Annotated in this window: 14 protein-coding genes; all 14 read left to right on the top strand. The window is 54.2% G+C overall.

Features of this window, described 5'->3' with window-relative positions:
* The 14 genes from steA to AC1EKS_RS02350 all read left to right on the top strand — a co-directional run bounded on the left by steA (position 1) and on the right by AC1EKS_RS02350 (position 13662).
* Complete coding sequence (gene steA / locus AC1EKS_RS02415; RefSeq protein WP_481008879.1) at positions 1-1197, top strand: putative cytokinetic ring protein SteA; 1197 nt, start codon at positions 1-3, stop codon at positions 1195-1197.
* A 16-nt stretch (positions 1198-1213) separates the two neighbouring features.
* Positions 1214-2143, top strand: coding sequence for a copper transporter (locus AC1EKS_RS02410; RefSeq protein ID WP_481008880.1), 930 nt, complete (start codon positions 1214-1216; stop codon positions 2141-2143).
* On the top strand, positions 2144-3058 hold the full coding sequence (locus AC1EKS_RS02405; RefSeq protein ID WP_481008881.1) for a hypothetical protein: 915 nt from the start codon (positions 2144-2146) through the stop codon (positions 3056-3058). It begins immediately after the preceding gene.
* Positions 3055-4719, top strand: a complete 1665-nt coding sequence (murJ, locus tag AC1EKS_RS02400) for a murein biosynthesis integral membrane protein MurJ (RefSeq protein ID WP_481008882.1) — start codon at positions 3055-3057, stop codon at positions 4717-4719. Before AC1EKS_RS02405 ends, murJ begins: the two co-directional genes overlap by 4 nt.
* A 31-nt stretch (positions 4720-4750) precedes the next feature.
* The gene (locus AC1EKS_RS02395) at positions 4751-5419 is read left to right on the top strand and encodes an NUDIX domain-containing protein (RefSeq protein WP_481008883.1); all 669 of its coding nucleotides are present in this window, start codon (positions 4751-4753) and stop codon (positions 5417-5419) included.
* Between the two features lie 191 nt (positions 5420-5610).
* Entirely contained in the window at positions 5611-6303 is a 693-nt protein-coding gene (locus AC1EKS_RS02390; RefSeq protein ID WP_481008884.1) for a helix-turn-helix transcriptional regulator, read from the top strand.
* A gap of 37 nt (positions 6304-6340) precedes the next feature.
* A complete protein-coding gene (sufB, locus tag AC1EKS_RS02385; protein ID WP_481008886.1) occupies positions 6341-7795 on the top strand; it encodes a Fe-S cluster assembly protein SufB in 1455 nt (484 codons plus the stop codon).
* A complete protein-coding gene (sufD, locus tag AC1EKS_RS02380) occupies positions 7795-8976 on the top strand; it encodes a Fe-S cluster assembly protein SufD (RefSeq protein WP_481008888.1) in 1182 nt (393 codons plus the stop codon). The genes sufB and sufD overlap by 1 nt, the downstream gene beginning before the upstream one ends.
* Positions 8973-9317, top strand: coding sequence for a non-heme iron oxygenase ferredoxin subunit (locus AC1EKS_RS02375; RefSeq protein WP_481008889.1), 345 nt, complete (start codon positions 8973-8975; stop codon positions 9315-9317). Before sufD ends, AC1EKS_RS02375 begins: the two co-directional genes overlap by 4 nt.
* Complete coding sequence (gene sufC, locus AC1EKS_RS02370) at positions 9318-10064, top strand: Fe-S cluster assembly ATPase SufC (RefSeq protein ID WP_481008890.1); 747 nt, start codon at positions 9318-9320, stop codon at positions 10062-10064.
* Positions 10065-10112: 48 nt separating this feature from the next.
* Complete coding sequence (locus AC1EKS_RS02365; RefSeq protein ID WP_481008891.1) at positions 10113-11381, top strand: SufS family cysteine desulfurase; 1269 nt, start codon at positions 10113-10115, stop codon at positions 11379-11381.
* Positions 11381-11842, top strand: coding sequence for a Fe-S cluster assembly sulfur transfer protein SufU (sufU, locus tag AC1EKS_RS02360; protein WP_481008892.1), 462 nt, complete (start codon positions 11381-11383; stop codon positions 11840-11842). Before AC1EKS_RS02365 ends, sufU begins: the two co-directional genes overlap by 1 nt.
* Positions 11843-11993: 151 nt before the next feature.
* A complete protein-coding gene (locus tag AC1EKS_RS02355; protein ID WP_481008984.1) occupies positions 11994-12389 on the top strand; it encodes a metal-sulfur cluster assembly factor in 396 nt (131 codons plus the stop codon).
* 43 nt (positions 12390-12432) lie between these two features.
* Positions 12433-13662 (top strand): arginine deiminase, encoded by a 1230-nt coding sequence (locus AC1EKS_RS02350; protein ID WP_481008893.1) that lies wholly within the window; start codon positions 12433-12435, stop codon positions 13660-13662.
* The last annotated feature ends 7 nt before the right edge of the window (positions 13663-13669 follow it).

Genomic DNA, 13669 nt, shown 5'->3' with positions numbered 1-13669 from the left:
GTGGGACTTTTTAGACGGAGCAGAAAGACCGCAGCAGAACCAGCTTCTAGCTGCCGGGTGCGGGTAGATAAGAAAACCAAGCACCTGACCCAGCGGCTCCAGGCCGGTGAAATTGCGGTTATTAACCATGCTGATATTGACCGGATTGCGGCAGAAACCTTGGTGGCGGCGGCCCCGAGCGCGGTCCTTAACGCCGCCAAGTCCACTACCGGCCGCTACCCCAACATGGGGCCTTCAATTATCGTAGATGCGGGCATTACCTTGATTGACGATCTCGGCAGCGGGATCATGAACCTGAAGGAAGGTAGCAAGGTTACCGTGGAAGGTAATGCGGTCTACCAAAAGGGAGAACTGGTGGCAGAGGGGGTACTGCAGACTCCCGGAACTATCGCTGCTGACCTGGAAGAGGCGCGGAAAGGGGTCTCTACCCAGATAGAAGCATTCGCGGCCAACACTATGGAGTATTTGCGCCGCGAACGCGATCTACTCCTAGATGGGGTGGGAGTCCCCAAGGTGAAAACCAAGTTCGCAGGTAAACATGCCCTAATCGTGGTGCGCGGGTACCACTATCAAGAAGATTTACGTTCTCTGCGACCCTATATCCGCGAATATAAACCTGTGCTAGTGGGAGTAGATGGGGGAGCCGACGCCATCCTGGAACAGGGATATACCCCGGATATGATTATTGGCGATATGGATTCCGTATCTGACCAGGCTTTGCGCTGCGGAGCAGAAATCGTGGTTCATGCCTATCGCAACGGTAAAGCTCCCGGCACCGAACGCTTGAAAAGAGAGGGCATCCCTCACGTACTCTTCCCCGCCACCGGTACCTCCGAGGACGTGGCCATGCTGCTAGCCGATGATAAAGGTGCGGAAATGATCGTGGCCCTGGGAACTCACGCAACTTTGGTGGAATTCTTGGATAAGGGCCGCTCGGGGATGGCATCTACTTTCCTAACTCGCCTTAGGGTGGGGTCGAAACTGGTGGATGCCAAAGGGGTATCGCGACTCTACCAGCCTCGGATATCTACTTGGCAGACTCTGTTACTAGTACTGGTAGGGGTGGGGGCAGTGGCGATTTCGCTGGCAGTAACCCCGGTGGGACAGACGTTTTATGGCATTGCGGGTATTTATCTAAATGATTTGATTGACTTTTTCCGGCAACTATTCGGGGTTGCTCCCTCACTAAAGGGCTAACGAAGGCAGGAGAGAAATGATTGATTTTCGCTACCATTTAGTATCACTGATGGCCGTACTGGTTGCGCTCACGATGGGGGTGGTGCTGGGAGCTGGCCCCCTACAAGGTAAAATTTCAGACACCCTCTCGGGGCAAGTTACAGTACTGTCCAAGCAGCAATCTGAGCTGCGGACAACTAATGAGGAATTAGTTAAACAGGCAAATAATTCCAATGAATATATAGGAGTTTTAGCAAGCAAGGTAACTCCGGGCACCTTGACGGGCAAGAAAATCGCCATAGTGAAAATGCCTGGGGTTAGCGATGAGGCCGTGAACGGAATAAACGCTCAGTTAAAGATGGCGGGAGCCGCTATTGCCAACTCAGTTACCATTAAGGATTCCTGGTTTAACGAAGATTCTCAGTCTTATCGGGATACCTTGGCTTCGACTTTAGCTAGCAAACTGGGCGATAAGGTCGATGCCAAAGTCTCCTCCCAACAAGTATTGGCAACCGCTCTAGGGATGGGGCTCACTAGTGCAGATAAAGAGATACAAGCACTGGTGAGTAACCTTTCGGCCGGAGATACCCCTTTGATTACCGCTTCGGCGGTAACGGAACCGGTGCAGCTGATAGTGGTAGCGAGTCCGGAAAGCAACGAAAAAGAGAACCAGAAGCCGTCCGACAAAGCAGATTTAGAGTTCGTGAAAGGTATCAATGCGGCCTTTCCTAAAGGGACGGTCATTGTGGGCAGCGCTAAGAACGAAAGCGACTATGTCGCCCAAATTCGCGCAGAAAAACTAGCGGTTACCACGATCGACGCTATCGGGTCGGTGATGAGTAAAGTTTCTACTCCCTTTGCGCTTTTAGCTGATGAGGGCGGCACGAACCAGGCATATGGCACCGAGCATTATGCTACTCAGCTTATTCCCCCGATTCCTTCGCCGGCTGGAGTGGAGGCAAAGTAAGTGGCACGCGCGATCGGGGGAGCTCTAGCCGCAGGAGCAGGGTTTTTCTTAGCTAGAAAATACTTGCTTCACCATCTTTCCCCCCAGAACCAGAAGCGGTATCAACGGCAAAATTTTCACGGGGAAACCGTATCTCTCACGGGAGGAATCAAAGTTGCAGCTGCTTGCTTAGCAACCGGAGCCTGTCTCGCGGGAGATCGCGCCGCGCAGGTGGGAACAGTGCTGCCGGTGGCAGCTGGTGCCGCCCTAGGCTATTTAGATGATACCCGCGCTGATCTGGGCGATAATTCTGGAAATAGCTCGGATGAACAGCCAGAACAGCTTGCCGAATCATCCTCGCAGGGCGCAGAAGCAAAAGCAGACAAACCAGCTGTCCCCAAGGGATTCCATGGACATCTGCAAGCCCTTTCTAAGGGAGAAGTTACTACTGGTGCCTTAAAAATTGTGGGGATTGGCGCGGGTGCCGCCCTGGGAGCTATTGGGATTGGCCGCTCCCGGGAAACCGGGCTAGCATCCTGGATCCTAGACACTATGTTGATTGCGGGCAGCGCTAACTTGGCGAATCTATTTGATCTGCGTCCGGGACGCTGCCTGAAAGTGGCGGCCTTAGCTTCCCTTCCGTTGACCAGCTCGAAAGCGGTGGAGGCTACCTTAGCTGGCGGGGCCGTGGCTACCAGCCTGCTGGCTTTACCTGCCGATCTGGGGGAGCGAGAAATGCTGGGCGATACCGGAGCTAATGCGCTGGGGGCGCTGCTGGGATCAGCTTGGGCGCAAAAGACCGGCACCCCAGGAAAACTGATCGGAGTCCTCGGGATAGTAGCGCTTACTGCCGCTAGTGAAAAGATTTCGTTTTCCCGAGTAATCGCGAATACTCCGGGGTTGCGAACTATTGATCAATTAGGACGTAAGCGTTGAACAACCCGAGGGTAAAAAGGAAGCTGCCTGCCTTAGCTTCGGCGGTGGGGTTAATCTCCGTCCTTACTTTACTCTCGCGAATTTTTGGTTTCGGTCGCTGGCTCACCCAATCAGCCTGGGTAGGTACTGGCGCTTTTGCTAATGCCTACTCCACCGCTAATCAGCTCCCTACCGTACTTTTTGAGGTAGTGGCGGGGGGAGCGCTCGCGGGAGTAACCATTCCTATCTTGGCCGGTCCCATCGCCGATCGGATACATAAAGAGGTTCAGCGGGTTTCATCTGCGCTGATCACCTGGGCGTTATTGCTGCTGACTCCGGTCGGGCTGGCTGTATTCTTACTGGCTCCCTGGATCGGGCAGGTAATGCCCTGTCCACAAGGGGTAGATCCTCAGCTGCAAGCCCACCTAATCAGTGTTTTCTTACAGATGTTTGCCCTACAAGTACCGCTTTACGGGTTGTGCGTAGTAGGCACCGGAATCTTGCAGGCGCACGAAAAATTTCTGCTACCTGCTTTGGGGCCGCTCTTAAACTCCCTGGTAGTTATCTCTACCTATGCGATTTTTGGTTATCTCACCCCTTCGGTTGCCGATCCTGCCCAGGTGGCGCATAATGCCATTTTGATTCTTGGTTGGGGGACGACTGCCGGGGTAGCGGCGATGAGCCTGCCCTTGTTTATCCCTATCTACCGCCTGGGGATTCGTTGGCGTCCCACTTTGAAATTAGGGGAAGGACGCGGGCGTCAGGCATTGCGACTGGCAGGAGCCGGCGTGGGCTCTTTAATCGCCCAGCAATTCTCAGTCTTAGTCATCATTTTGGTAACCCGCACCTATGGTGCGGAAGGTTCGCTTCCCATCTATCAGTATTCGCAATCGGTCTATATGCTGCCCTATGCGGTGCTAGCCGTTCCGATCGCGACCGCTATGTTTCCGCGGCTGTCTGGCCTGCTGCACCGGGGAGGAAAAACTGCCTTTAATCCCGAATGTGCAGCCTCTACCCGACTGGTGACCGTGGTGGGAATGCTGGGGTCGGCGCTGCTGGGAGCCTTGGCGCTTCCGGTTACCGATATTTTTACTCGCATCAATCCGGTACCAGGGATGATTTGGGCGCTGGTGGCTATGGCTCCCGGAATCGTAGGCTACGGGCTGGTTTACCATGTTTCCCGGGTACTTTATGCTCTGGGAGGCGCTCGCCAAGCGGTGATTGCCGCCTCTAGTGGTTGGTTAACCGTCGCCGGACTTTCTTGGATGCTGGGGGCAACCCTGCCCGGACTGCTTGGTAGCCGGGCAAACGGAATCCTCTTAGCCTTGGGAATCGCGCAATCAGTAGGGATGAGCGTAGGGGCGTTGGGGCTGCTGATTGGTTTGCGCCACCTAGCCGGCCGGCAGGCAATTAGCGGCGTAGCGCTGGCGGCTTTGAAAGCGGCGCTATTGGCGCTAGTAGCCGGGGTGGCCGGCTGGTTTGTGTCCGGATATTTTATGGGACTATGGCCAAACATAGTCGGAACTTTCGCCGCGGCCGCGATCGCGGGAATAGCCAGTATTGCGATTATGAGCCCCTTGCTGCTGCAACAGCTTCGCGAACAAAAACGAAGTAAGGCGGGACAAACTGCACCACTTGAGCCGAAAGGCGGGGCCCTCCCGGACAACGAAAGCAGCGATTAGCTGCTATCAAATCTTGAAGAAAAGGAGAACCATGGAACTGCGTGACGAAAACTTTAGCTTCCCGGTGGAAGATCATCAACTGATCTACCAGGGGAAAGTATTCGATTTTGTCACTGATAGCGTGCGTCTACATGCTGATGAGCCCGCTGCGCGCCGTGACTATCTAGCCCACCCCGGAGCAGTAGCGATTGCCGCGGTGCGCCCGATTCCCGGCGCCGATCCAAGTTCCCAAAATATCTCGGATTGGGAAATTTTATTGGTGCGCCAATACCGTCATCCGGTACGCGCTTTTCTCTGGGAAGTACCTGCCGGGCTTTTAGATCACGCGGGCGAAGATCGTCTGGGGGCAGCGCGGCGGGAGCTCTGGGAAGAAGCCAATCTGGAGGCCGAAACCTGGCAGGTGCTAGTGGATTTCTTTACTTCCCCGGGAGGCAGTAGCGAACATCTACGGGTTTTCTTAGCCCGGGATATTTCTGTTGCCACTGGTAAACGCTTTGAAGCAGTTGAGGAAGAACGGGATATGAAAACCGCCTGGTTTACTTTAGAGCAAGCGCGGAATGCTTTGTTTGCGGGCAGTTTACACAACCCGTCTGCGATGGCCTCGATTTTAGCGGCAATCGCCGCATTACGTCAGGGGTGGGAAGGGCTGCGAGAAGCGGACGTCCCCTTCACGCCCGATCCCCTCAAAAATGAAATCTAGCTAAAAAAATCCGCTAAACGCGAACAGGTAAGAGTCAGCGGATCTGCCGCGGGGAGGCGGGTTTTCACTCCCGTGTGCACCTGGTATACATGTTGCCCCCGCCACACTTGGCGACCGTTGGTTATTTTTGCAAGACACCTGTTTCTAAAATGCGCTAGACTGATTAAGGTCTATTTTTAAGGAGGGGAAGCGTGAGTGAAACGGAACCGACTCGGCAAACAGTTTTGGATTTAATTGTCGAAAAAGGGCCGGTCACTGCCGCCCATCTCGCTAAAATTCTTAATCTGACTACCGCAGCAGTGCGTCGTCATATAACTGCGTTAGAGTCCGGGCAGATGATTGCCGTTTATGAAACGTCTTCCCAGGCTAAACGGGGTCGAGGTCGCCCGGCTCGTCACTATATAGCGACGGGTAAAGGGCGCGAAGGACTCAGTGAAGATTACTCCAAACTGGCCAGTCGGGCTCTCGGTTTTATCGAGCAGGTGGCCGGACCGGGCGGAATCGATACTTTTGCTGCTGCGCACTCGCGCGATATTGAACGGCGCTACGCTCCCTTGATTAAAGAAGCCGGGCCAGATCCCCGGGCTCGCGCGCGCGCCCTCGCCGATGCTCTAACAGCCGATGGATACGCCGCTACTGTGCGCGAGGTTGGTAACGGCGGTTTTGCGGTGCAACTGTGCCAGGGCAACTGCCCGGTACAGGAAGTAGCCGGGGAGTTTCCGCAACTATGTGAAGCAGAAACCCAAGCTTTTTCACGTCTACTCGACGTGCATGTACAACGGTTGGCGACTTTGGCGGATGGGGAACATGTGTGCACCACTTCGGTGCCGGTAGCGTTACCTACCCCCAAAATTCTCCGTAAACCGTTGAACATGACAGAATAGGGCAGGAAGAAACGACAATAGAGGGATATAAACACAAATGACATCATCACCGCCGGTGATTGCCACAAAAGAGGAAAAAGAGGCCGCTGACCAGCACGTTATCGACTCGATCGGCACTCAATACGAGTACGGATGGCACGACTCAGATGCGGCGGGACAAAGCGCCAGGCGCGGCCTTGACGAGGACGTGGTGCGTTTTATCTCTGCCGAGAAGAACGAGCCCGAATGGATGCTCAAGCGGCGCCTCAAAGCACTGAAGATTTTCGAGCGCAAGCCCATGCCGAACTGGGGGCCGGATCTATCAGATCTGGATATGGATCAGATTAAATACTTTGTGCGCTCCACCGACAAAGTGGCCAACTCTTGGGAAGATCTGCCCGAGGACATTAAGAAGACCTATGACCGGCTGGGGATTCCCGAGGCCGAACGCGAGAGCCTGGTTTCCGGGGTGGCTGCCCAGTACGAATCGGAAGTGGTCTATAACCAAATCCGTGGTGACCTGGAAAAACAAGGGGTAGTGTTTCTAGATACCGACACTGCCCTGCGCAAACACGAAGACCTCTTTAAACGGTTCTTCGGAAAAGCGGTGCCTGCCGGGGATAATAAGTTCGCGGCTCTGAACACCGCCGTGTGGTCCGGGGGATCTTTCATCTATGTGCCAAAAGGAGTACATGTAGAGATTCCACTGCAAGCCTATTTCCGGATTAACACCGAAAACATGGGGCAGTTCGAGCGCACCCTGATCATCGCTGACGAGGGTTCCTACGTACACTACGTGGAAGGGTGCACCGCTCCAATCTATAAATCGGATTCGCTGCACTCTGCGATTGTAGAGATTTTCTGTCTCAAAGATGCCCGGGTGCGCTACACCACCATTCAAAACTGGTCGACCAATGTCTATAACCTGGTGACTCAGCGCGCGATCTGTGAAGAGGGCGCCACTATGGAATGGGTAGATGGCAATATGGGGTCAAAAACTAATATGAAGTACCCCTCTGTCTATTTGACCGGCAAGAACGCCCGGGGAGAAGCTCTGTCGGTAGCGTTTTCTGGTGAGGGACAAAACCAGGATACCGGGGCGAAAATGCTGCACCTGGCGCCGAATACTTCCTCTTCAATTGTCTCGAAATCTATTTCCCGTAACGGTGGGCGTTCCTCCTATCGGGGACTAGTGCAGATTACGCCGGAGGCTAAACATTCAAAGGCCTCCGTGGTTTGCGATGCACTGCTAGTTGACCAGATTTCTCGCACTGATACCTATCCGTATGTGGATATTCAAACCGATGACGTAGAGATGGGGCACGAGGCTACCGTTTCTAAAGTTAGTGCTGACCAGCTCTTTTATTTGATGAGCCGGGGACTGAGTGAAACTGAGGCGATGGCGATGATTGTCCGTGGCTTTATCGAGCCGATTGCTCGGGAGCTGCCGATGGAATATGCCCTGGAGCTTAATCGCCTAATCGAACTACAAATGGAAGGATCGGTGGGGTAATGGCCGAGATGGTAAAGCAGACAGGCCATAAAGTAGTTGCGGCTCCTTCCCGGGCAGATCGTCCCACCTCGTTTAACCTTGCAGATATCCCGATGCCTACCGGACGCGAGGAAGATTGGCGATTCACTCCTCTCGACCGGATAAAGATGCTACTCACGGATACTTTAGAGGGGGCAGCTCCCCGGGTTGAGGTCAGCGGAGAGCTCTTAGGGGCTGATAATCGGATAAATCTGGGCGCCTCCTCCTATGTGGAAATAGCTACCGGCAGCGATATTCACGGAAAAGTGGGGGCTCCGGGAGATCGCGCCGCCGTGGTGGAGTGGAACAATCACCGTGACCTGGTAAACGTAGTGATCACCGAGCAGCTCAGCGAACCGCTACGCATCAAAGTGATCGGGGAAAACCCGGAACCAGCTGCCCAGCATATCTGTATCGACGTGAAACCAGATGCGAAAGCCTTGGTAATCCTGGAACACACCGGCAATGCCCAGTTGAACCAGGGGATTGAAATCGATGTGGAATCCGGCGCGCAGCTAGAGTTCGTATCTATCCAAGAATGGGATAGAGCGGCAGTTCACGCCAGTAACCATCGCATGAGCGTAGAAAAAGACGCGAAGCTTAAGCATATTGCGATTACTCTGGGCGGCGACCTGGTGCGGATTTGTCCCGATATTGACTTGGATAAACCGGGTGGGGATGTGGAGATGTACGGTGTCTATTTCACGGACACCCGGCAGCATCAGGAACATCGCCTATTCGTTAATCACAGCGCTGAAAATTGCCGCTCGGATGTGCATTACAAGGGGGCGCTGCAAGGCCAGCAGGCACACGCGGTTTGGATCGGGGACGTGCTAATCGGCAAAAACGGGTTTAACACTGATTCCTATGAGCAAAACCGCAACCTGGTGTTGAACGAGGGCGCGAAAGCCGATTCGGTACCGAACCTGGAAATTGAAAACGGGGAGATTGCGGGAGCAGGGCACGCCTCCGCTACCGGACGTTTCGATGAAGAACAACTGTTCTATCTGCTCTCGCGGGGTATCCCCGAAGATATCGCTAGGAAAATGGTGGTTCACGGGTTCTTTGCGGAAGTCATTCGCCAGATCGGAATCGAAGAAATCGAAAACCATCTGCTGGAAGCGGTTGATGCCCGCCTAGAAAAGGGGCCAGATCCGCTATGAGCCTAGAAAAAATTTGCGAAATCAGCGCATTGGAGCCCGCCGAGGCACTGCGCGCCGAAGTAACCGACGAGCGGGGGGATAAGATCCCAATCGCGGTGGTGCGGGACGAGGACGGCGGTTGGCACGCCATCGACTCCCTCTGCACCCACGGTGATATCCCTCTAGAAGAGGGCGATGTAGAAGGATGTGCAATTGAATGTTGGGGGCACGGAGCCCAGTTCGACCTCAACACCGGGCAGCCGACGATGCCGGCCACCGAGCCGGTTAACTGTTATCAGCTTGAAATCAAAGGACAGGCGGTTTATGTAGACGCCTGCAGCCGCAGTAAAGGAAATGAATAAATGGGGAAACTAGAAGTTAAAGACCTGAAAGTTTCGGTAGAAACTCCCGAAGGGATAAAGCACATCCTAAAGGGCGCCTCCCTAACGGTGAATTCCGGGGAGAAGCACGCGATTATGGGACCGAATGGTTCTGGAAAATCAACCCTGGCCTATTCGATTGCCGGTCACCCCGGCTACCATATCGAGGGCGGGGAAGTGCTGCTGGACGGGGTAAATATCCTGGAATCTTCCCCAGATGATCGTGCCCGTGCCGGCTTGTTCTTGGCGATGCAGTACCCGGTGGAGGTTCCCGGGGTAACAGTATCTAACTTCTTGCGCACTGCCCGCACCGCGATTGATGGGCAGGCTCCGCCGGTGCGTACCTGGGTAAAAGAACTTAAAGAAGCCATGGAAGACCTGCGGGTAGATCCCCAGTTCGCTAACCGGGATCTTAATGCTGGTTTTTCGGGTGGAGAGAAGAAGCGCTTAGAGATTTTGCAGATGCAGATTTTGCATCCCAAGTTCGCCATTCTGGATGAAACCGACTCCGGTCTGGATATTGATGCTTTGCGCACCGTGTCTGCCGGAGTTAACCATGCCCATGAAAAACTAGGCTGCGGCCTGCTGGTAATCACCCACTATTCGCGGATCTTGAACTACATTAAACCGGACTTCGTGCACGTATTCGCCGATGGAAAGATTGTAGATTCCGGCGGCAGCGAACTGGCTGACAAATTGGAAGCGGAAGGATACGACTCCTACCTGTAATCTCCCTTTTTGTAGCAATACCTGCTGGTTTTTGAGAGGAGAAAGCTAATGGATTCGCCATTTACCGATAGGGAACTGACGCGCCTGCGCGCCGATTTTCCGATTCTTTCCCGCCCTGGCCGGGGAGGAAAACCGATCGTTTATTTAGATGCGGCGGCCACCTCTCAAAAACCGCGTTCCGTTATTCAGGCCGAAAGCTCTTTCTACGAAAAATCTAACGGGGCTGTGCATCGGGGTACCCACCTGCTGGCCGATGAATCTAGTCAGTATTTCGAGGACGCGCGCCTCAAACTGGCTACCTTTATTGGGGCCTCCCCGGAAGAAATCGTGTGGACGAAGAACGCGACCGAGGCCCTAAACCTGGTGGCCTACGCCCTGTCTAATCCCGGGATAGAGGGCCGGGCTTCGCTGGTAGGAAAAGGAGATCGGGTAGTTACTACCCGAGCGGAGCATCACGCCAACTTGGTGCCCTGGCAGCTGCTAAGCAAGCGTACCGGCTGTGAGTTCGCCTATCTGGATCTAGATCCGCAAGGGCGGATTGATCTAGAAACATTGGATGCTATCACCCCGAATACCAAGGTAGTGGCGGTAACTCACGCCTCTAATGTTTCTGGGGCGATCACCGATATTGCCCCCATCATTAAAGCTGCCCACGATGTGGGAGCCTGGGTAGTGCTCGATACCTGCCAGTCCAGCGCTCATATGCCGCTAGATGTTAAAACTCTAGGAGCGGATTTCGCCTGCTTTTCTGGCCATAAAATGGCTGGTCCTACCGGAATCGGGGCGCTCTACGGTCGCCGCGAATTGCTAGAGCAATTGCCCCCCTTCTTGGCAGGCGGATCTATGATTGCTGACGTCACCATGGAAAAAACCACTTTCCAACCTGTCCCGGAGCGTTTTGAGGCCGGCTCGCAAGCAGTTGCCCAGATTCACGCCTGGGCAGTAGCGCTGGATTACCTGCAGGAAGTAGGGATGGAGCGGATCCGTAGCCACGAACTAGCTTTGACCCAGTACCTACTGGAAGGGTTAGCCACCGTGAAAGGCCTGCGGCTACTGGGGCCAGCCGATTACCGGGAGCGAGTAGGTTTAGCGGCTTTTGATTTCGCGGGGATTCATCCCCATGACGTGGGTCAGGTATTAGATGCCGAGGACGTGGCGATTCGGGTGGGTCATCACTGTGCCCTGCCGCTGCACGCCCACTACGGCCTGCGGGCATCCTGTAGGGCATCGCTGGCGCTTACTTCTTCGCGCGGCGATATCGATCGCCTAATCGAAGGCCTAGAAGTAGTTCGTAGTTTCTTTTTAAGGGGGAAGTAATGGTTTCGGCTATTGATCAGCTTTATCAGCAGGTGATTATGGATCACGCCGCCGAAAAACACGGCAGCGCTCAGGTAGAACCCTCGGATACCTCCTCCTATCAAGTTAATCCTACCTGCGGGGATGAGGTTACTTTAGAGGTTACTTTGAAGGGCGATACCCTAGCCGGTCTGGCCTGGCAGGGGCAGGGCTGTTCTATTTCTCAGGCATCGCTATCAATGATGAATGACCTGGTAGCAGGAAAATCTTTGGCCGATATTGAGCAGCTTTGGAACGACTTTGACCAAATGATGCATTCTAGAGGGCAAGAAGTTCCCGACGAAATACTAGATCCCCTGGAAGATGCGGCCAGCCTGCAGGGAACTTCCAAATTTCCCAACCGGGTGAAATGCGCCCTTCTGGGGTGGATGGCACTGAGAGAATCAATCGCCAAAACGCAAGCGAGGCAAGAAAGTGAGTGAAGAACGTCCCTGGGAGAATCGGACTGAGGTGCCGCAGCGCTTTCAGGAAGTTGCTGCCGGAAATGAAGATGCCGGCCCCTATCAGCCCTCTAAAACCCATCAGCATGCCGAGGCTGCTCCGGATCAAACACCAGGAGCGGAGGCTTTAAACGTGGAAGATAAGCAAGGATCCGGCGATAATCCGCCAGAGGCGCAAACTTTTTCTGACCCCTCAACGCCGCTTACACCTGCTGAGGCGAAGGTAACTAAAGAGGACATATTTGAAGCCCTCAAGGATGTTATCGACCCCGAACTAGGAATTAACATCGTGGATTTGGGACTTGTCTATGGGGCAGAAATCCATCCCGACGGGGCAGTGACTATCGAGATGACGCTAACTTCTGCGGCTTGCCCGCTCACCGATATGTTGGAAGAACAAACCCGTTGGGTGTTGAGTGCTATGGCCACTAGCGTAGGCATTAACTGGGTGTGGATGCCTCCTTGGGGACCGGATCGGATTACCGAGGAGGGGCGCGAACAGCTGCGCGCTCTGGGCTTCAACGTTTAATGGGATAACATAGGCTTGCAGAAAATCTAGCAAGGAGAATTCCATGGTGCGGGGAGTCTGGTCAGAGGTCGGGAAACTAGAAAAGGTTTTAGTACACCGCCCCGGCAGGGAGCTTGACCGGCTGACTCCCTCTAACCGCGAAGAACTGCTGTTTGACGACATTTTATGGCTGGAAAAAGCGCGCGAAGATCACGATATTTTTAGCGCTACGCTTGCTTCCCAGGGTGCCCAGGTCGTTTATCTGCAAGATCTCTTAGCCGAAACTTTAGACTTGGAACCGGCACGAAAATGGTTGCTGGAACACACTATTGATGAGCGTTATTTCGGGGTGGTGCTTAGCCCTCCGCTCCGGGAATATCTGGCGGGGCAAACAAGCAAGCAGCTGGCCAAGATTCTGATTAGCGGGCTTACCCGCGCCGAAATCGAAGCGGAGCTGGGGCCGATTGCCTCCGCAGTCTTAGGCCGCGTAGGCAGTGAAGATTTGATTTTGGACGCGCTGCCTAATCACCTGTTTACCCGGGATACTTCCGCCTGGATTGGCGAGGGCGTAATGCTCTCAGCTATGAAAAAGACTGCTCGGCGCCGCGAAACTCTAAACCTGCAGGCCATTTATCATTTTCACCCTGATTTTAACGATAATTTTACTCAGTTTGGTTCGGGGATAGCCGATAGCCCGGCCGTTTGCGAGGGAGGGGACGTGGAAATTTTGTCTCCAACTTCGGTACTGGTGGGAATGGGGGAGCGCACCAGTCCGGCCGGTTTCGAACGCCTCGCTGCGCGTCTCTTACTAGATTCGTCCTCATCCGTAGAAATGGTTACCGGCTTTTTAATGCCGATGGTGCGTGCCCAAATGCACCTGGATACCGTGCTGACCATGATTAACCGGGATACCTTTTATAAGTACAAGAACCTGGGAATGTTGCCCAGCGTGATTGCTCGTGCCGGCGCGGATGGGAAGATCTCCTGGAACTACTATCCCGCAGAAGAAATGCATCAGGTGTTAGCGCAGGCCAGTGGGGTGCCGTCAGTAAATATTTTGCAGACCCCCCAGTCTGATAGCGGGGCAGAGCGCGGACAGTGGAACGATGCCTGTAACCTGCTGGCACTGCGAGAAAACTTAGTGACTTCCTATGATCGCAACTGGCAAACCATTGAGTATTTGCGCTCTCAGGGGGTTAAAGTACTGGAAGTTCCCAGCGCGGAACTAGGCCGCGGACGCGGGGGACCGCGGTGTATGACCTGTCCGTTATCGCGGCAAGCAATCGACAACTAGCTTTAAA

The sequence above is a fragment of the Varibaculum sp. C0165D1 genome, assembly GCF_056590355.1.
The sequence above is the reverse complement of the archived record's forward strand: the minus strand, read 5'-3'. Positions and strand labels throughout refer to the sequence as shown.